The organism is Flavobacterium difficile (assembly GCF_011392115.1).
GTDB classification, from domain to species: Bacteria; Bacteroidota; Bacteroidia; order Flavobacteriales; family Flavobacteriaceae; genus Flavobacterium; species Flavobacterium difficile.
Genome location: NZ_JAAJBT010000009.1, coordinates 1 through 18,549 on the forward strand (window position 1 = coordinate 1; position 18,549 = coordinate 18,549).

Below are 18,549 nucleotides of genomic sequence, written 5' to 3' on the forward strand. Positions count from 1 at the left end.
AACAAATAGATCCATTAGGAGAAGGTTGGGACGGAAAATACAACGGACAAGACATTCCATCTACGGATTATTGGTTTAGTGTAGACTACACAGAAAACGACCAACAAAAACAATTTAAAGCACATTTTTCGTTAAAAAGATAATATTCGAATACTATGAAACTAAGAAATTTATTACTCCTTAACCTAATTATTTTTTTTCAATCGGCTTTTTCCCAAGAAGGAATTGCTGTTTATACAGATTATCTTACGGATAATTATTATTTAATTCATCCTTCTATGGCTGGTGCTGCTAATTGTGCTAAATTAAGAGTTACAGGTAGACAACAATGGTTTGGTCAGGAAAATGCTCCTTCTTTACAAACTATGAGTTTTAATACGGCTTTAGATGAGGATGGTAAATCAGGTATGGGAATAATTGCTTTTAATGATAAAAACGGATACCATTCACAAACTGGTGCCAAGTTAAGTTATGCACATCATATTTTATTTTCTCGTTCAAAGGCTGATTTGAACATGCTTTCTTTTGGTCTAAGTACCGCTTTTGTTCAGAGTAGGTTAGATGAAACTGCTTTTACCGTTTTTGACCCACAAGTTTATGGTGGTATTACTCAAAAAGACTCTTATTTTAACTTAGATTTAGGTGCTTCTTATCATTATATGGATTTCTTTACTCATGTTACAGTTAAAAATTTTATTGCCAATAGAAGGGAATTATATTTAGATGGAATCGAATCAGACAATTTAAGAAAATATTTATGGAGTGTTGGTGCTAATTTTGGTGATGAGGAGAACGTTTCAATAGAGCCTTCTTTTTTATTCCAAATTACAGAACAAACTGGAGAGAAAGCTATTGATTTAAATGCTAAAGTTTATAAAGCAATGGATTTTGGTAGACTTTGGGGTGGTCTTTCATACAGAAGAAGTTTTGACGGTGCCGAGTTTTTAAATGGTCAAGTTGTAGACAATCAAAAATTACAATATATAACACCTTTCGTAGGTTTAAATTTTAAACAGTTTATGATTGGTTATTCTTACAATCAGGTTTTAGGGGATGTTAAATTTGATAACGCAGGGTATCATCAATTAACTATCGGTTTGAATTTATTCTGCAAGCCTAAGGCTTACGATTGTAACTGTCCAGCTGTTGCAAACTAAAATAACTAATCCCGATTTATTCGGGATTTTTTTTTAAACAATTTATTATGATTATTAAAGAAGTTAGAGGAAAAAAGCCAGCTATTCCAGCTGATTGTTATGTAGCAGAAAATGCTACTATTGTAGGTGATGTTTCTTTTGGAGAACAGTGTAGTGTTTGGTTTAATGCTATAGTAAGAGGAGATGTTAATTTTATTTCTATTGGAAATAAAGTAAATATTCAGGATGGTGCGGTAATTCATTGCACGTATTTAAAGCATCCCACAATTATTGGAAATAATGTGTCAATCGGACACAATGCTATTGTGCATGGTTGTACGATTCATGATAATGTTTTGGTTGGTATGGGTGCCATAATTATGGATGGCTGTGTGGTAGAAAGTAATTCGATAATAGGAGCGGGAAGTGTGGTTACCCAAAACACACATGTTGAAAGCGGCTTCATTTACGCTGGAATTCCAGCAAAGAAAGTCAAAGCGTTAAATACAAGTGATTTTGCGGGCGAGATTGATCGTATTTCTACTAATTATGTGATGTATTCAAGTTGGTTTAAAGAAGACTAAAAAAGCACTTTTATGAATTATAGCCGTGGTTGTAACGGCATCCTTTTATTTTGTTGTTTTTGTACTTGAAAAAACAACAAAATAAAAGATATAGTGGAAGACACGAGGGGTTTTGTTTTGAAAGACCAATGTGGTGCTCCTAAAAATCTTTGTAAGCGACTCTAAATTTATCGCCAATTAATTCTTGCATTACTTGTGGTGCTTGATTAATATAAAATATTTGCTTTACATCTTTAGAAGTATTGAATAAGTTATTGATTTCTAAAATGTGTTTAGTTTGTTTCGCCACGGCTTCGCCTGAATCTATAATTTTAATGTGATGGGGTATGATTTTTTTTATTTGTGGTATTAAGTACGGATAATGCGTGCAACCCAAAACCAAATAATCGATGTCTTGCGCAACCATTGGGTGTAAATAATCTTCTAAGAGTTGGGTCATTTTTTTAGAGTACATTTCACCATTTTCGATGAGTTGTACTAATTCGTAGCCAATTTGTTCTACGACTTTAACATCGGAATATAAGGCAACAGTTTGATGAAAAAGCTCACTATTTAAAGTGCCTTGGGTAGCTAAAATTCCGATTTTTTGTGTTTTTGAATGTAAAGCAGCGGGTTTTATTGCGGGTTCAATGCCGATAAATGGTATGTCGTAAGAATTTCGTAACACTTTTATTGCATTTGTGGTTGCGGTGTTGCAAGCCACAATGATTAGTTTGCAATTTTGATTTAGTAAAAATTCTGTATTTTTTTTACTGAGTGCAATAATTTCTTCTTGTGTTTTTTGTCCGTATGGTGCGTTTTTACTATCCGCTAAATAAATGGTGCTTTCGTTAGGTAGCAATGCATGAACTTCTTTCCAGATGGAAGTGCCGCCAACGCCAGAATCGAATAGTCCTATTGGGTTTGTATTGCTCATAAAACAAATGTAAAAAAAAACTGCTCAATCTAAAAAAGATCGAGCAGTTTTGTATGATTTTAGTATTTTTTTAGAAACCTAATTCTTTTTTTACATCAGCCATAATGTCTATGTTTCCTGCACCAATATGTAAAACAGTTCCAGGAGAAGTTGAATCAAGTACGTAAGATAAACCTTTCATGTCAGATACTTTTTTGATAGCAGCTAACGCTTTTTCGAATAATGGTTTTTGTAATTCAACTTGTTTATCTTGTAATGATTTTGAGGCATCATCTTGATATTTTTGAATTCTTGCTCCCATGTCTTGCATTTCTTGAGAACGAGTTTGGTTTAAAACATCACCAGCAGTTTCAGCTTCTTGTTGATATTTAGCAGCTTTAGTTTGGTATTCCGATACTAATTTTTTGTATTCTACATCGTAACCTTCTCTCAATTTTGTCAATTGAGCTTCTGCTGCTTTCATTGCAGGCATAGTAGTCATTAAAGTACTTACATCAATATGTCCAACTTTAGTTTGAGCTGTTGCTACTTGTGCTCCAAAAAACATTACTATTGCAATAAATAGGGTCTTTAATTGTTTCATTTTAATTTAATTTAATAAGGGTTATTTACTTTTTTGGTTCTAGGTTTTAATTTTTAATTGGTTCTTGATTTTTATTGTCTTCTTTTTTTTCTTCTTTTTTCTTGTTTAAAGCTTCTCTTTTTGCTTTTTGCTCGTCTAATAATTTCTGACGAGCTTCTGCTCTTGTTTTTAAAAGTTCTGCTCTTTTATCGTCTGCCTCTTTTTTCTTAGCTGCAGCAGCATCTTTGCGTTCTTGTAATTTTTGTTCTCTTTCGTCTTTTGTGGCTTGTACTTTTTTCTCTTTCTCTAATATTTCTGGATTTTCAGTAGTGTCAAATTCTCTTTTTTCTTTTGCATCCTGAATTTTCTGTTGTTTTTTAGACAATTCTACTTTTTTTCCTGCTCTTTCTAATGCTTTTAAAACAAAATCACTTATGTCAAATCGTTCTGCTGTAAAAAGCATGGTTAAATCTGACGATTTGTCGAAAATGAAATCATAGTTTCTTTGTGCTGCAATATCTTGTACAATATTAAAAACCTGATCTTGTATGGGTTTTACTAGTGCCGATTTTTGTATGATTAAATCGCCCTGTGGACCAAATCTTTTTTGTTGGTACTCTAGCATTTCCTTTTCAAGCACATTTATTTCTTCTTCTTTGTCGTTAATCAATTCTTTTGTTAATAACACTTTTTCAGATGCTAAGGCATCCTTAAGTTTTTTGATTTCATTTTTCTTGGTTTCAATTTCTTGTTTCCAAGTGTTTGCTTTTTGTTCTAATTGGTTTTTTGCTTCTGCATACTCTGGAACTTTTTCCAAAATATACTCCATATCAATGTATCCAATTTTTGTTGTTTTTTGCGCTTGTGCTACAAATAAAACAAAACTAAAAAGTAAAACAAAATATTTTTTCATAAACTTAAAATGTTAAATTCAACTATCGTGCCAAAGTTTAAAATTGTTGTCCGATGATAAAGTGTGTTTGCCATCCACTTTTAATTGTATCTCCAGGAACAGGATCGAAACCATGAGCAAAATCAATACCTAATAAACCAAAGGCAGGCATAAATACTCTTAAACCAAATCCTGCAGAGCGTTGCATTTTGAAAGGATCGAATTTTTTGAAACTATCAAAAGCAGAACCTGCTTCTAAGAAAGTCATGGCATAAATTTTTGCCGTTTGCTTCATCGTGATTGGATACCTTAACTCCATAGAGTATTTATTGTAAATAGAACCACCGTCTTGCGAAGATAGTGAATTATTTGGATAACCTCTTAATTGAATTACTTCTCTACCATCTAAAGCAAAGTTTGCTAGTCCATCACCACCTACAAAAAATCTTTCAAAAGGAATGATTCCTCTGTCTGCATTGTAAGCGCCAAGGAATCCAAATTCTCCTCTAGCACGTAAAACGAATTTTTTGTACACTTTAGTATACCAATCCCCACTAAATTTAACTTTATAAAATTCTAACCACTTAAATCTTTCCTGGTCTATTAATGCATCATCTTTAACGGCTTTGTTAAAATCGGTTGTTGCATCTCCAAATTCATCAATATAAGCGCCTTGTGGAACAAAATTTCCGTTACTGTTAGTGTATGATGCCCCTTTGTTTTTTAACTTATATTGTTCTTGTTTTTCTAAGTTCCCGTAATCTACACCATTCCATAATGAGTAAGGTAAGGAGAATTTAGCTGAAATAGAAAAGTTTGAACCTCTATCAGGAAAAATTGGATCTAAACCTCTACTGTCTCTGGTTAAAGTTGTACTGAACGCTAAGTTTCTTGAGGCTCCATCTCCGAAAGTGAATAAACCAGTATTGTAATTGTTTAAGTCATAGTAAGAAAAAGAAACCGAGTTAGATAAACTAAAATAGTCATCTGGAACTTTTAATCTTTTTCCGTATCCTACAGTTAATGTAGTAATGTTGAAACTTTTATCTCTGGTAACGTCTCTGGTATTAAAATCGAATAAAAATTGTTTACTGTGTGATATGGAAGTAAAGAAACTAATTGGTTTTTTTCCGCCTAACCAAGGTTCTGTAAAGGATAAACTGTATACCTGAAACCCTTGACTTCCTTGTAATCTTAATGACATTTTCTGCCCGTCACCCATAGGTAAAGGTTGGTAGGCTTTTTTATTGAAAATATTTTTTAAAGAGAAGTTGTTAAAAGATAAACCTAGTGTTCCAATAAATCCACCGGCACCATATCCACCTTGTAATTCTACCTGACTTGATCCTTTTTCTACAACTGTCCAATCTAAATCTACCGTTCCAGCGGAAGGATCCATATTTACAGGCTCAGGGCGAATCGCTTCTGCATCAAAGAAACCTAATTGTCCTAATTCACGAATAGTACGTATTACTTGTTCTTTGTTCCATTTTTCTCCCGGACGCGTTCTTAATTCGCGATAAATAACTCTGTCGTTGGTTTTGTCGTTTCCTTTTACAGTTACGTTGTTCAAATAGGCTACTGGACCTTCTGAAATTCTAATTTCGAAATCGATCGTGTCGTTTTCTGTTTTTACTTCAACAGGGTTAATATTAGACCACAAATATCCGTTATTTTGATATAAATTTGAAATGTCCTCTGAGTCAGGTGAAGAATTATCTGCAATTCTTTTATCTAGTAAAACCCCGTTATAAATCTCACCTCTTTTAATTCCTAATATGGAATTTAATAATTGGTCAGAATAAACTGTATTTCCTAAGAATCTGATGTTACCGAAATAGTATTTTCTACCTTCTTCAAGATTTACATTAATGGTAATTTTGTTTTTATCTTTGTCGTAGTTTACATTTTCAGAGATAATTCTTGCGTCTCTAAACCCCTTTTCTTTATATTTTGAAACTAAAGTAGTTAAGTCTTCTTTGTACTTGTCTTTAACAAATTTAGAGGCTTTAAAAAGGCGATATATTTTTTTCTCTTTGGTGTTTTTGAAAGCTTTTTTTAGTTTTTTATCGGCTAATAATTCGTTACCGATAAAGTTGATTTTATCAATTTTTACTTTTTTACCTTTATCTATGAAAATAACCATATCTACTTTTGTATTTGTAGAATCAGCCAGAGTATTAATGGTTACTTTTGTGTTGAAAAAACCATCTTTTTTAAATTTATTTTCGATGTAATTTTTGGTATTGGTTACCAAGTTTTCGTTTACAATTTTTCCTTTTGTAAGTTCCGTTTCTTTAAGAACGTCTTCTTTTTTTCCCTTTTTAATACCTTTTATTTTAACTTCGTTAAGTTTAGGTAATTCATATAATTCTAATTCTAGAAAAATGTTTTCACCTTCAATTTTCTTTACATAAAAGTTTACGTCGTTAAACAAACCAAGTTTCCAAAGTTTGGTTACTGCACTACTAATTTCATCTCCAGGAACTCTAATTTTACTACCAATTTCTAAACCGGTAAAAGTTATAACTGTTTGTTCGTTAAAAGAAACTTTTCCAGTAATTTCTACACCAGAAAGCGTGTATTCTTTACCTTTTTCTAGAATTGTATCTTGTGCGTTTATTGTATTTCCTATAAATAATAAGGTAAATAAAAATAGTATTCTGTTTTTAAACATTGTCAATTTATCTAATTTGTTCGCTTGTTTTTCCAAATCTTCTTTCTCTTTTTTGATAACTTAATAGTGCTTTGTGCAATTCTTCTTCGTTAAAGTCTGGCCAAAGTACATCGGTAAAATAAAATTCAGCATAAGCAATTTGCCATAATAGAAAGTTGCTTATTCTGTGTTCGCCACTGGTTCTTATCATTAAGTCCACATCTGGCATGTTGTGCGTGTAAAGATGCTGATTAATAATTGATTCGTCAATAGCATCTAATGAAATTATATTATTTTTAACTTTTTCTGAAATTATTTTAACAGCATTTATGATTTCATCTCTAGCCCCGTAGCTTAAAGCTAAAGTTAAGGTCATATGTGAGTTTTGAGCTGTTTTAGAAATTACTTCAAGTAGTTCTTTTCTTACCCCGTTAGGTAAACTGTCTAAATTACCTATCGCGTTAAGTTTTATATTGTTATCTTGTAATGTTTTTACTTCTTTTTTTAAGGCACTTATTAAAAGTTTCATTAAGGTGTCGACTTCAATTTTTGGTCGGTTCCAGTTTTCAGTAGAAAAAGCGTAAAGTGTTAAATATTCAATTCCTAATTTAGCGCAATTTTCAACAGTTTGTTTTACAGATTTGGTGCCTTTTTCATGGCCAAAAACACGTAACATGCCTTGTTTTTTTGCCCACCTACCATTGCCATCCATTATTATGGCTAGATGTTTGGGTAAATTGTTTGGATCTATTTCTTTTTTCATTTTATTTTTCTGCACAAAAACATGGGTTTTTCCCAAAGGTATACGTTAAGGTAAATCCTGTAAAAATATACCAATCTTTATTATTTAAATTACCAAATTTTAAAGGCTCAAAATTTTTATTTTCAGGATTACTTCCGTCTAAATTATCGGTAAATGTATATCTAGCACCAGTTTCTAATCCTAAAACCAATTGGTTGGCTATCTTTGCTTTTACTCCAACAACCATCGGAATGGCAAAGGAAAAATCTCTGTAATCTTCTTTACTTTCTTTATTCAATACAAATGTTTCGTTGTATAAAAAGGTAGATATGCCAGAATATACATAAGGTGAAAATACAAAATCCGACTGATGCAAATCAAAATCTAAAAAATTAAATTCTAAACCAGCTGAAATTTCTTTTATGTTGTTTTTTATTTCAAAACCTCTTAAATTTCTGTTTGGCGCTTTACTATCTACATCTCTAGCTGAAATAGTTGCTTGTGTGTACGAAAATCTCCAAGAATGTCTGGTACTTTTATTCCATTTATAAAGCACGCCAAAAGCGGCATCATTTGGTGCCAAATAATCCATGCTTCCTACATCTCCAATGTAATTACTACCGCCAACAAAAACTCCTAATTCGTGAATTTGTCCGAAAGAAGTTAAGCAACAGAATAGCCCGATAATATTTAATAAAAATCTTTTCATTTTTTAAATAGTTTGCAAATATAATAATATTGAAGTACTAACCATCTTAAACCAAGTTTTTTTGATGATTAACTTCATTGAATAACGTAAAAAAATGAAAAATCGTGTGTTATTGGGATTGTCAATTCGGTTTTGTTCGATTTTTTATGAAATATTTTCATACAATATCAGAACTTTGTCTAATTTTTTTGGAATTTTAGTTTCTTTTGTCTTCTCCCCAAAGTAGTTTTTTTCTTATCGTTCTCAGGAAACCTTCTTCTGGGAATTCTACAATTGAAATGTGGAAATCGGTTTTTTTAATAGATAGTGTAGTTTCGTTAGAAACAGAAGTAATCCTAGAATCTAAAGAAACTAAATATTGTTCTTCTCTTCCTTTTATTTTTAAGGTTAGTTCCGAATCATCAGGAATTATTAATGGTCGGGCTGTTAAATTATGTGGCGCAATTGGTGTAATTACCAAGCAATTGGCAGTTGGCATAATTACGGGTCCGCCACAACTCAATGAATATCCAGTAGAGCCAGTTGGCGTAGATATTATTAGTCCATCAGCCCAATAAGAATTTAAGTATTCATTGTTTATATAGGTTTCAATCGTAATCATAGACGTCGTGTCTTTTCGGGAAACCGTTATTTCGTTTAAGGCAAAATTGATGTCTTCTAAATCTATGTTTTCAGGATTAGAATATAAACTTACTAAAGTTCTTTTAGATAAAGTAAAATCGTTAACAAGTACTCTTTGTAAAAGATTTTCAATATTTTCTTCTTGTACTGTAGCTAAAAATCCTAGTCGACCTGCATTAATTCCAATAATTGGTAAATTTGAATCTCTTACAAAAGTAGCAGCTCTTAATATGGTTCCATCGCCACCAATACTAATTAAATAATCGAAATTTTTTTTCAAACATTCATGTGAATCAAACGTTGGGAAAACAGTTGTAAGTACATTATTTTCCAGTAATTTTTCATAAAACACCTTATAAAAACAAACCTCAATATTTTTTTCTTCTAAAAACGCCACCACTTTTTCTACTATAGAATGCGTGTTGTTTTGATAGTACTGACCAAATACGGCTATTTTCATTTTAAGAAATTTTAAATATTTAAATATTTGTCTAAATAATCTGAACGCTCTTTTAAACCTGCTAAATAGGAATCTTCTTGATGTTCCGACAAAATCGTGTAGTTGTATCTTCTAAACGTTTGTATGATTTCATTAAAATTACTTTGCGAAATTTTTAATGTTATTTGTGTGCTGTTTTGTGAGATGTTCGATATGAAAACGCCTAACACTTTTGCATCATTACTTTCTACAATCTGACAAATTTGACTAAAGGTAAAATCGGTAGATTCTTTCTCAATCACTATAATGCCGCCGTCTTCTTTAACAAACGTAGTTTCGTTTAAAAAGTGAAGTACATCATCTAATTCGTAAAATCCAACGTACTGGTTTTTTTCATCTAAAACAGGTAATAAATTGGTGTTGTTTTTAGAAAATTCTTCAAAAACATCAAACCAATTCATGTTGTTGCGTACAAAAAAGCGATGTAAATTGTACTTGTGATCGTTAATAAGATGGGAAGTTGTTAGTATTTCCGTATCTTCTTTAGCAATTGATCCGATATAAATGTCTTGTTCTAAAACAGGAAAATGAGAATAATTAAAATCTAAAAACAAATTTTCTGCGTCAGCAATAGAATCGTTGACTTGTAAGGGTTTGAATTGATTATTTAAAAAATCTGTAATTTTATCCATAAATGATTGGTTCAAAACTATTGCAAATTAAGCAAAAAATACAAATTACTTAGTTTTTTGTTTGTATTTTTGTACAAATAAAACACATTTATGACAAAGTTATCTGTTAATATTAATAAAATTGCAACACTAAGAAATGCCCGTGGAGGTAATGTTCCTGATTTGTTGCAAGTTGCAAAAGATATTCAAAAATTTGGTGCGAACGGAATTACCATTCATCCCCGTCCTGATGAACGTCATATTACTTATCAAGACGCACGAGATTTAAAAAATGTAGTGCATACAGAATACAATATTGAAGGAAATCCACAACATAATTTTATTGATTTAGTTTTAGAATGTAAACCAGATCAAGTGACTTTAGTGCCAGATGCTATTGGAGCCATTACTTCAAACGCAGGTTGGGATACAGTAACACACCAATCGTATTTAAAAGAAGTGGTGCAAGAATTTCAAAGAAACAACATTAGAGTTTCTATTTTTGTTGACCCAATTGAAGCAATGGTTGATGGTGCAAAGGAAACAGGTTCAGACAGAATTGAATTGTATACCGAAGTTTTCGCTCATCAATACGGTTTAGGTAATTATGCTGCCATAGAACCTTTTGTAAAAGCAGCAATTAGAGCAAACGAATTGGGTTTAGGAATCAATGCCGGACACGATTTAAGTTTAGATAATATTAAATTTTTTAAAGATAATATTCCGAATTTATTAGAAGTTTCAATCGGACACGCTTTAGTTTCAGAATCGCTATATTTAGGTTTTGAAAATGTAGTGAACATGTATTTACAAAGGTTGAAGTAAAAAGTAAAAACTTAAAAGGTAAGTTTAGTCTTTGAAGTTCGACTTGGATTTCATTCTACTCTTTTGCGGTCTAAAATTTATAGAATTAATTATTTATTAAAATGCTATATTCAAAAATAGAAGGACAAGGAAAACCGTTTTTAATCATTCACGGATTTTTAGGAATGTCTGATAATTGGAAAACTTTAAGCACGCAATTTGAAAATTTAGGGTTTGAAATGCATCTGCTAGATATGAGAAACCATGGAAAAAGTTTTCATTCCGACGATTTTAGTTATGAAGTGATGGTAGAAGATGTGAAAGCGTATGTCGATTTTCATAAATTAGAAAACATCACTCTTTTAGGACATTCCATGGGTGGAAAAATTGCCATGTTGTTCGCCACGCGTTATCCAAATTTACTTGAAAAATTAATTGTAGCTGATATTGGCCCGAAATATTACGCGCCACATCATCAAAGTATATTAGCCGCATTAAATGCAGTGGATTTTTCCAAACAACCTAGTAGGGCGGAAGTAGATGAAATCATTTCTGCATACATTTCCGATTTTGGAACCAAACAGTTTTTGTTGAAAAATTTATATTGGGTAGAACCCGGACAATTAGGTTTCAGGTTTAATTTGAAAGTTTTTAACGAAAAAATTACCGAAATTGGTACGGCACTCCCGTTTGAAAGTCATTATGAGAAACCTGCTTTGTTTCTTCGCGGCGATAAGTCGGATTATATTTTAGATGCCGATTTTGAAACCATATATTATCATTTTCCAAAAGCTACAATTACTACTATTCCTAATGCCGGACATTGGCTACACGCCGAAAATCCAAAGGCCTTTTATTACGAAGTTGAAAAATTTCTATAAAATTTATTATGCATACATAATATTTTCCTTAAAAAAATTGTAAATTTCATAATTAATGTTAATTTTGAAATAAATATAACGTATAAACTAACTAAATTTAAATTATGAGAAAATTATTTTCTTTATCATTACTTACTTTGGCGTCAGCTACTATGTTCGCAGGTGGATATAGAGTTTCGATCCAAGGTCAGAAACAATTGGCGATGGGACATACCGGAGTTGCAGTTGTAAATAGTGCAGAGGTTGCTTTTTTTAACCCTGCCGGGATGTCTTTTTTAGATAAAAAATTCAATTTATCTGTAGGTGGTAACGCACTTTTTGCTAAAACAAGATTTCAAAGTTCACAGTTCAATCAAACGGCTGCTACAGATAACGTAGGTACGCCATTTAGTTTGTATGCTACTTATAAAATTAACGATTGGGTTTCTGCTGGTTTAGCAGTTTATACTCCTTACGGTTCGTCAGTAGAATGGAATCAAGATTGGGCTGGAGCGCATTTAGTAAACAACATTGATTTACAAGCGATTTTCATTCAACCTACTATCTCTTTCAAAATAGAAGATAAATTTAGTATTGGTGGTGGACCGATTTTTGTACAAGGTAGTGTAAATTTCAATAGAAACTTAACTCCAAATCCAGTTTTGTCTAACAACGGAAGTGGTACAGATGTTACTTTAGATGCATCAGGTATTTCTGCAACAGGTTATAACATTGGTATGATGTTTAAATTAACGAACCAAGTTATGTTAGGTTTAGATTATCGTTCAGAAATTATCATGGAAGCAAGAGGTGGAAGTGCAAATTTTGCAGATGTTCCAGCTATCGCATCAGCTAGTTTTACGAACACAACGTTTAGTGCAGATTTACCTTTACCAGCAGAAATTACAGCGGGTATTTCTTATAGACCAACAGATAAATGGTTATTTGCTTTCGATTATAACTACACAAAATGGGACGTGTATAAATCTTTAGATGTAGATTTTGATAATACTTTACCAACGTCTGTAAACCCAAGAAATTACAAAAATGCAAGTACGTACCGTTTAGGAGCTCAATACCAAGCTAATGATAAATTTACGTTCAGAGCAGGTTGGTATTTCGACGAAAGTCCAGTACAAGACGGATATTTTGCACCAGAAACTCCAAGAAATGATTCTAACGGATACACTGGAGGTTTAACTTATCAAGTAAATAGCAAATTAGGTATCGACTTATCGTTCTTATATTTACATTTTGATCAAGTAGATAATTCTTACGATTATTTTGATGATCCAACAACAACTACAGGATTGTCATCTTTCGGTGGAACATACAAATCTTCTGTATTCTCTCCAGGTATCGGAATTACTTACGGTTTCTAATTTAAAAAAATATACAAAATGAAAAATAAATTTATAGCATTAGCAGCTTTAGCAATTGGTTTTGCAAGTTGTGAACCAGAATTTGAAAAAGAAGTTACAGCAGATTATTCAGCTGGTGAAGCCGATTTTTCTTCTTATGTAGCCGTTGGTAACTCGCTTACCGCAGGTTTTATGGACAATACGGTTTCAAGAGTGGGACAAACTTATTCTTACCCAAATCTTTTAGCACAACAATTTGCTTTAGTAGGTGGTGGTGCTTTTACTCAGCCTTCTTTTGCAGAAGACGTTAATAACTTAGGAGGTTTTGCAGGTCAGCCTGGTTCAACCAGATTAGTAATTGATGCTACTCAATTAAATGCTGACGGAACTAGAGGTGCGGTAGAGCCAATCGCAGGTGCTTCTACTATTACTTTAACGCCTCAAGCTAAAGCGTATAACAATATGGGAGTTCCTGGCGCAAAATCATTTCATTTAGGCATTCAAGGGTATGGAGCATTAAATCCATATTTTGCTAGACATGCTACAACGCCAACGGCAACTGTTTTAGGTGATGCTATGTCAAAAGCTCCTACTTTCTTTACTAACTGGATTGGTTCAAATGATGTTTTAGCTTATGCTACTTCAGGTGGTGTTGGTGTAGATCAAAATGCTGCTGGTAATACAAACCCTACAACTTATGGTTTCAATGATATTACAAATGCAAATACGTTTAATAGTGTGTACAGTACTATTGTGAATACTTTAACTTCAAACGGTGCTAAAGGTGTGGTGTGTACGATTCCAAGTGTTACTTCAATTCCGTTTTTTACAACTGTTAAATATAATCCAATTCCAGATGCGGCACTTTCTGCAAATCCTAATATAGCATTAATTACTTCTTTACATCAATTTTTAGCATTAGCTACTAATGGTAGAATTTCTCCTCTTAATGTTGCAGATGGATTGCCAAATGCTGTGATAATTAACGATGAGACATTATCTGATTTAGGTACTCAAATTACTGCTTTTGCTAATGGGTCTGGGAATCCTATCCTTATTGCAAACGCATCTACTTTAGGAAATTTGTATGGTAGAGCGCGTAGTGCAACTTCTTCTGATTTAATAGTTTTGCGTGCAAGCTCAATTATTGGTCAAGTTAATACTTCAGCTCCAGCTCCATTTAACGTAAATGGGGTAACATTACCATTATCAGATCAGTTTGTTTTGATCCCTTCTGAATTAACAGCAATTTCTAATGCAACAGCGGCTTATAACAATTCGATTATCTCTATTGCCGATGCCAAAAACGCAGCGGCTGGAAAAACAGTTGTAGCTGTGGCAGATATGAATGCTATCTTAGCCAAATTAGTTTCAGGTTTAAAAATTGAAACAGGTTCTATTTATACAGCTAACTACTTCGGTGGTTCTGCTACAGAAGGACAAGTATTGTTTTCTTTAGATGGAGTACATCCAAATGCTCGTGGATATGCAGTAATTGCTAATGAAATCATTAAAGTAATTAATACTAAATTTAAAGCGAATTTACCATTACAAAATCCAACTTATTTCCCAGGAATTAACATTCTTCCTACCAACTAAGTTAGCGTTTTAAATAAAATTAAAAATAGGCATCATTTTTGGTGCCTATTTTTTTATATTTACACTCTAATTACAAGCAAAAAACCATGAAAAACTATCTTATCAAATTACTTATCTCAACGGTATTAATAGTTGTGATATCACATTTCTTAAAAATTGAAATTACAAATTATACTGCCGCGATACTTATGGCATTTGCCTTATCGGTATTAAATACTTTTTTAAAACCCATTTTAGTCTTTTTTACCATACCGGTTACCATAATGTCTTTAGGTTTGTTCCTGTTAATCATTAACGCAGTAATTGTTAAAATTGCCGATTATTTTATAGACGGAATTTCAGTGCCCACTTTTTTAACGGCTATTATTTTTAGTATAGTGTTGTCTGTTTCTCAGTATATTTTAAATAAAATTTTTATAGATAAAAAGTAAATCTTTAAATCTAAAATTCAATAAATCAAAAACTTGTATGGGTTGCAAAAATTATATAATTTTGCAACCCATATTTTATACTTCAAAAAATTAATAAAATGAACATTAGAAAAGAACACATTGACGCGTTAAATGCCGTTGTAAAAATTACAATTGGTAAATATGAATATACTGAAAAAATTCAAAATTTTTTAGAAGTAAAAAGAAAAACGGCTACGCTTCCTGGATTTAGAAAAGGGAAAACGCCAATGGAAGTTATTAAAAAACAATTTGAAAAACCTGCAATTATTGAAGAAGTAACGCAATTGGTGAACAAAGGTTTAAAAGACTATATCGCAAAAGAAAAATTAGACTTATTAGGTAGTGCATTGCCAAGAATTAACGAAAATTTTGATTGGACAGCAGATGAATTAACTTTTGAATACGAATTAGGAATTGCACCAGAATTTTCTGTAGATTTAGCAAGAGCAGCTGGAGTAACTCGTTATAAAATTATTGCTGACGATGCTTTATTAAACGAGCAAGTAGAAAGAATTCAAAAACAATACGGTAAAATCCTTACGGAAACCGAAGTAAAAGAAGGTTTCGAAATTAACGGAACGTTCTCTAACGAAGAAAAAAACATTAATAATCAAGCTTTAATTGGTTTAGATATTTTTGCAGATGCAAAAACGGGTAAGCAATTTATTGGAAAAAAAGTAGGTGATGTAGTAACTTTACAAACTAAAGGTTTATTTAACGACGACCACCAATTAATGGATTATTTAAAAGTGTCTCATGATGAGGTGCATGGATTAGATATTGAAGTTAACTTTACAATTGACGCTATTCAATCTATCGAAAAAGCAGAACTAAATGACGAGTTATTCTCGAAATTATTCCCTAATGGTGAAGTAACAACTGTTGAAGGTTTAAAAGAAAGAATCAAAGAAGATGCAGAACAACAATTCGTGCAACAAGCTGATCAAAAGTTTTTAAACGATGTTACTGAAGCTTTATTAGAAACTACAAAATTTGATTTACCAGAAACCTTCTTAAAAAAATGGATTCAAACTATTGGTGAAACGCCATTAACGGCTGAACAAGCTGAAGTGGAATTTGCTAAATCTGAAAAAGGATTACGCTACCAATTAATCGAATCTAAAATATTCACTCAAAATAACTTACAAGTTAGATTCGAAGAATTAAAAGACTTTACTTCGGGATTAATCAGACAGCAAATGGCACAATTTGGTCAAGCGAATGCTACTGATGCTGAGGTTGACGGAATCGTTTCTAGAGTGATGTCAAATCAAGAAGAAATTAAGCGTATTTCTGATCAAGTGTTAACCTTAAAAATGATCGACTTATACAAAACAAACGTTAAGGCAGTTGAAAAAGAAGTAAACTATCAAGATTTTGTTAAAGCTATGTATGGCGAAATGTAATATTGATAAAAATTAGTATATTTGAACGTCAATCCATTTTGGTTTGACGTTTTTTATATTAAAACGAAACTTAAAACCACAAACTTTTAAATACAATTTAAAATGAACTACGGAAAAGAATTTAAAAAATTTGCGACAAAAAAACACGGTGTAAATAGTTTATATTACGATAAATTAGTTGGAAGTTTAACGCCTTATATTATTGAAGAACGCCAATTAAATATTTCTCAATTAGACGTTTTTTCTCGTTTGATGATGGATAGAATTATCTTCATGGGAACTGGTGTTGACGATTATATGGCGAATATTATTCAAGCACAATTATTGTTTTTAGAAAGTGTAGACGCTTCTAAAGACATTCAAATTTACATCAACTCACCAGGTGGAAGTGTTTATGCAGGTTTAGGTATTTATGATACGATGCAATATATTAAACCTGATGTGGCAACAATTTGTACCGGAATGGCTGCCTCTATGGGTGCGGTTTTATTGTGTGCTGGAGCAGAAGGAAAACGTTCGGCGTTACCACATTCTCGCGTTATGATTCACCAACCTTCTGGTGGTGCTTCTGGTGTAGCTACAGATATGGAAATTAATTTAAGAGAAATGTTAAAGTTAAAAGATGAATTGTATCAAATCATCTCTACACACTCTAAACAACCGTTTGAAAAAGTATTCAAAGATAGCGAACGTGATTATTGGATGATTGCAGATGAAGCAAAAGAATACGGAATGATTGACGAAGTATTAAGAAGATAAATTCAGTTTGCAGTTTTCAGTCTCAGTTTACAGTTTTGTATCTGCGACAGAAAACTGCGACTGTGAACTAAAAAAAAATGGCAAAAGAAATATTAGAATGTTCGTTTTGTGGAAGGAAAAAGCCAGAAACTAATTTATTAATTGCAGGTATAGATTCGCACATATGCGACAAATGTATTGAGCAGGCGCATGGTATTGTTTTAGAAGAGCTTAAAGGAACAATGGATTCTGAAGCTTTTGGTGATTTAGTGTTGCGTAAACCTAAAGAAATAAATGAGTTTTTAAATGCGTATGTAATCGGACAAGAACAAACCAAAAAAGTATTAAGCGTGGCAGTGTATAATCACTACAAGCGTTTGATGCAACAAGTTACAAATGATGATGTTGAAATCGAAAAAAGTAATATTTTAGTTGTAGGTCAAACCGGAACTGGAAAAACACTAGTAGCAAAAACCATCGCTAAAATGCTAAATGTGCCATTAGCTATTGTTGATGCAACTATTTTAACAGAAGCAGGTTATGTTGGAGAAGATGTAGAAAGTATTTTAACACGTTTGCTTCAAGCTGCAGATTATGATGTAGCTAAAGCGGAAAGAGGCATCGTTTTTATCGATGAGATTGATAAAATTGCTCGTAAAAGTGATAATCCGTCTATTACAAGAGATGTTTCTGGAGAAGGTGTGCAACAAGCATTATTGAAATTATTAGAAGGTTCTGTTGTAAATGTACCACCAAAAGGCGGAAGAAAACATCCTGATCAAAAATTTGTTGAGGTGAACACTCAAAATATTTTATTTATTGCCGGTGGTGCTTTTGATGGTATTGAACGTATCATTTCCAAAAGATTAAACCGTCAGGCAATGGGTTTCAGTGCCTCTAAAGATTTAGATAAAGTAGATGAAAATAATTTGTTGCAGTATATTATTCCACGCGATGTGAAAGAGTTTGGTTTAATTCCAGAAATTATTGGTCGTATGCCTGTTTTATCACACATGGATCCGTTGGACGGTAAAACGTTACGTGCCATTTTAACAGAGCCTAAAAACGCTTTAATTAAACAATATCAAAAGTTATTTGAAATGGATGAAGTAACTTTTACCATTGAAGATGCTGCTTTAGATTTTATTGTAGAAAAAGCATTAGAATATAAATTAGGCGCGCGTGGTTTGCGTTCGTTATGTGAAGCGATCTTAACAGATGCCATGTTCGAATTGCCAAGTTCGGAAGAAAAAGAATTAAACGTAACTAGAGAGTTTGCTGAACAAACTCTAAGTAAAAATTTGCTTCAAAAGTTGCAAGTCGCATCTTAAAATCAAATGCATGCTTATCAAAAAAGGCAATCCTACGAATAGTGATTGCCTTTTTCTTTTTTTTATAGTT

At 32.3% G+C, this 18,549-nt stretch carries 19 protein-coding genes; 11 read left to right on the forward strand and 8 right to left on the reverse strand.

The genetic code is table 11. From position 1 onward, the window contains the following. Nucleotides 1–5: 5 nt before the first annotated feature. From G4D72_RS12265 to G4D72_RS12275, 3 genes are read left to right on the forward strand one after another with little or no spacing between them, the layout of a single operon-like run. Complete coding sequence (locus G4D72_RS12265; protein WP_317165247.1) at nt 6–143, forward strand: T9SS type B sorting domain-containing protein; 138 nt, start codon at nt 6–8, stop codon at nt 141–143. Between the two features lie 12 nt (nt 144–155). Then, nucleotides 156–1,157: a PorP/SprF family type IX secretion system membrane protein gene (locus G4D72_RS12270; protein ID WP_166078016.1), complete on the forward strand. Its 1,002-nt coding sequence runs from the start codon at nt 156–158 to the stop codon at nt 1,155–1,157. A 47-nt stretch (nt 1,158–1,204) separates the two neighbouring features. Then, on the forward strand, nt 1,205–1,720 hold the full coding sequence (locus G4D72_RS12275; protein WP_166078017.1) for a gamma carbonic anhydrase family protein: 516 nt from the start codon (nt 1,205–1,207) through the stop codon (nt 1,718–1,720). 139 nt (nt 1,721–1,859) lie between these two features. Here the strand turns inward: G4D72_RS12275 and murI are convergent, their stop codons facing one another. The 8 genes from murI to G4D72_RS12315 all read right to left on the reverse strand — a co-directional run bounded on the left by murI (nt 1,860) and on the right by G4D72_RS12315 (nt 9,949). Beyond that, a complete protein-coding gene (gene murI, locus G4D72_RS12280) occupies nt 1,860–2,636 on the reverse strand; it encodes a glutamate racemase (protein ID WP_166078018.1) in 777 nt (258 codons plus the stop codon). A gap of 70 nt (nt 2,637–2,706) precedes the next feature. Continuing rightward, nucleotides 2,707–3,219, reverse strand: a complete 513-nt coding sequence (locus G4D72_RS12285) for an OmpH family outer membrane protein (protein WP_166078019.1) — start codon at nt 3,217–3,219, stop codon at nt 2,707–2,709. Nucleotides 3,220–3,265: 46 nt separating this feature from the next. After that, nucleotides 3,266–4,111 carry an OmpH family outer membrane protein gene (locus G4D72_RS12290; RefSeq protein WP_166078020.1) on the reverse strand — a complete coding sequence of 282 codons (846 nt, stop codon included), beginning with the start codon at nt 4,109–4,111 and terminating at the stop codon, nt 3,266–3,268. 37 nt (nt 4,112–4,148) lie between these two features. Next, nucleotides 4,149–6,767 (reverse strand): outer membrane protein assembly factor BamA, encoded by a 2,619-nt coding sequence (bamA, locus tag G4D72_RS12295; RefSeq protein ID WP_166078071.1) that lies wholly within the window; start codon nt 6,765–6,767, stop codon nt 4,149–4,151. Between the two features lie 7 nt (nt 6,768–6,774). After that, nucleotides 6,775–7,509 carry an isoprenyl transferase gene (locus G4D72_RS12300; protein WP_166078021.1) on the reverse strand — a complete coding sequence of 245 codons (735 nt, stop codon included), beginning with the start codon at nt 7,507–7,509 and terminating at the stop codon, nt 6,775–6,777. Nucleotide 7,510: 1 nt separating this feature from the next. Further along, nucleotides 7,511–8,197, reverse strand: a complete 687-nt coding sequence (gene porG, locus G4D72_RS12305; RefSeq protein WP_166078022.1) for a type IX secretion system protein PorG — start codon at nt 8,195–8,197, stop codon at nt 7,511–7,513. A gap of 196 nt (nt 8,198–8,393) precedes the next feature. Further along, nucleotides 8,394–9,278, reverse strand: a complete 885-nt coding sequence (locus tag G4D72_RS12310; protein ID WP_166078023.1) for an NAD kinase — start codon at nt 9,276–9,278, stop codon at nt 8,394–8,396. Nucleotides 9,279–9,289: 11 nt separating this feature from the next. Further along, the gene (locus tag G4D72_RS12315) at nt 9,290–9,949 is read right to left on the reverse strand and encodes a CBS domain-containing protein (RefSeq protein WP_166078024.1); all 660 of its coding nucleotides are present in this window, start codon (nt 9,947–9,949) and stop codon (nt 9,290–9,292) included. 90 nt (nt 9,950–10,039) lie between these two features. Here G4D72_RS12315 and G4D72_RS12320 point away from each other — a divergent pair, with 90 nt between their 5' ends. The 8 genes from G4D72_RS12320 (at nt 10,040) to clpX (ending at nt 18,479) form a co-directional block, all read left to right on the forward strand. Further along, nucleotides 10,040–10,753 carry a pyridoxine 5'-phosphate synthase gene (locus G4D72_RS12320; RefSeq protein WP_166078026.1) on the forward strand — a complete coding sequence of 238 codons (714 nt, stop codon included), beginning with the start codon at nt 10,040–10,042 and terminating at the stop codon, nt 10,751–10,753. Between the two features lie 101 nt (nt 10,754–10,854). Further along, a complete protein-coding gene (locus G4D72_RS12325) occupies nt 10,855–11,613 on the forward strand; it encodes an alpha/beta fold hydrolase (protein WP_166078027.1) in 759 nt (252 codons plus the stop codon). A gap of 104 nt (nt 11,614–11,717) precedes the next feature. Beyond that, nucleotides 11,718–12,974 (forward strand): OmpP1/FadL family transporter, encoded by a 1,257-nt coding sequence (locus G4D72_RS12330; protein ID WP_166078028.1) that lies wholly within the window; start codon nt 11,718–11,720, stop codon nt 12,972–12,974. An 18-nt stretch (nt 12,975–12,992) separates the two neighbouring features. Further along, entirely contained in the window at nt 12,993–14,552 is a 1,560-nt protein-coding gene (locus G4D72_RS12335; protein WP_166078029.1) for a G-D-S-L family lipolytic protein, read from the forward strand. A gap of 86 nt (nt 14,553–14,638) precedes the next feature. After that, nucleotides 14,639–14,983: a phage holin family protein gene (locus G4D72_RS12340; protein WP_166078030.1), complete on the forward strand. Its 345-nt coding sequence runs from the start codon at nt 14,639–14,641 to the stop codon at nt 14,981–14,983. 98 nt (nt 14,984–15,081) lie between these two features. Further along, nucleotides 15,082–16,410 carry a trigger factor gene (locus G4D72_RS12345; RefSeq protein WP_166078031.1) on the forward strand — a complete coding sequence of 443 codons (1,329 nt, stop codon included), beginning with the start codon at nt 15,082–15,084 and terminating at the stop codon, nt 16,408–16,410. A 102-nt stretch (nt 16,411–16,512) separates the two neighbouring features. Continuing rightward, nucleotides 16,513–17,169, forward strand: coding sequence for an ATP-dependent Clp endopeptidase proteolytic subunit ClpP (gene clpP, locus G4D72_RS12350; RefSeq protein WP_166078032.1), 657 nt, complete (start codon nt 16,513–16,515; stop codon nt 17,167–17,169). Between the two features lie 77 nt (nt 17,170–17,246). Beyond that, nucleotides 17,247–18,479 (forward strand): ATP-dependent Clp protease ATP-binding subunit ClpX, encoded by a 1,233-nt coding sequence (gene clpX / locus G4D72_RS12355; protein ID WP_166078034.1) that lies wholly within the window; start codon nt 17,247–17,249, stop codon nt 18,477–18,479. Nucleotides 18,480–18,549: the final 70 nt, after the last annotated feature.

Excerpts from the sequence above, each read along its gene's own strand:
- bamA (WP_166078071.1), bottom strand. The coding sequence starts at position 6,767 with ATGTTTAAAAACAGAATACTATTTTTATTTACCTTATTATTTATAGGA.
- G4D72_RS12325 (WP_166078027.1), top strand. The coding sequence starts at position 10,855 with ATGCTATATTCAAAAATAGAAGGACAAGGAAAACCGTTTTTAATCATT.
- G4D72_RS12290 (WP_166078020.1), bottom strand. The coding sequence starts at position 4,111 with ATGAAAAAATATTTTGTTTTACTTTTTAGTTTTGTTTTATTTGTAGCA.
- G4D72_RS12335 (WP_166078029.1), top strand. The coding sequence starts at position 12,993 with ATGAAAAATAAATTTATAGCATTAGCAGCTTTAGCAATTGGTTTTGCA.
- murI (WP_166078018.1), bottom strand. The coding sequence starts at position 2,636 with ATGAGCAATACAAACCCAATAGGACTATTCGATTCTGGCGTTGGCGGC.
- porG (WP_166078022.1), bottom strand. The coding sequence starts at position 8,197 with ATGAAAAGATTTTTATTAAATATTATCGGGCTATTCTGTTGCTTAACT.
- G4D72_RS12315 (WP_166078024.1), bottom strand. The coding sequence starts at position 9,949 with ATGGATAAAATTACAGATTTTTTAAATAATCAATTCAAACCCTTACAA.
- clpX (WP_166078034.1), top strand. The coding sequence starts at position 17,247 with ATGGCAAAAGAAATATTAGAATGTTCGTTTTGTGGAAGGAAAAAGCCA.
- G4D72_RS12340 (WP_166078030.1), top strand. The coding sequence starts at position 14,639 with ATGAAAAACTATCTTATCAAATTACTTATCTCAACGGTATTAATAGTT.
- G4D72_RS12320 (WP_166078026.1), top strand. The coding sequence starts at position 10,040 with ATGACAAAGTTATCTGTTAATATTAATAAAATTGCAACACTAAGAAAT.
- G4D72_RS12300 (WP_166078021.1), bottom strand. The coding sequence starts at position 7,509 with ATGAAAAAAGAAATAGATCCAAACAATTTACCCAAACATCTAGCCATA.
- G4D72_RS12275 (WP_166078017.1), top strand. The coding sequence starts at position 1,205 with ATGATTATTAAAGAAGTTAGAGGAAAAAAGCCAGCTATTCCAGCTGAT.
- G4D72_RS12310 (WP_166078023.1), bottom strand. The coding sequence starts at position 9,278 with ATGAAAATAGCCGTATTTGGTCAGTACTATCAAAACAACACGCATTCT.
- G4D72_RS12285 (WP_166078019.1), bottom strand. The coding sequence starts at position 3,219 with ATGAAACAATTAAAGACCCTATTTATTGCAATAGTAATGTTTTTTGGA.
- G4D72_RS12330 (WP_166078028.1), top strand. The coding sequence starts at position 11,718 with ATGAGAAAATTATTTTCTTTATCATTACTTACTTTGGCGTCAGCTACT.
- G4D72_RS12345 (WP_166078031.1), top strand. The coding sequence starts at position 15,082 with ATGAACATTAGAAAAGAACACATTGACGCGTTAAATGCCGTTGTAAAA.
- clpP (WP_166078032.1), top strand. The coding sequence starts at position 16,513 with ATGAACTACGGAAAAGAATTTAAAAAATTTGCGACAAAAAAACACGGT.
- G4D72_RS12270 (WP_166078016.1), top strand. The coding sequence starts at position 156 with ATGAAACTAAGAAATTTATTACTCCTTAACCTAATTATTTTTTTTCAA.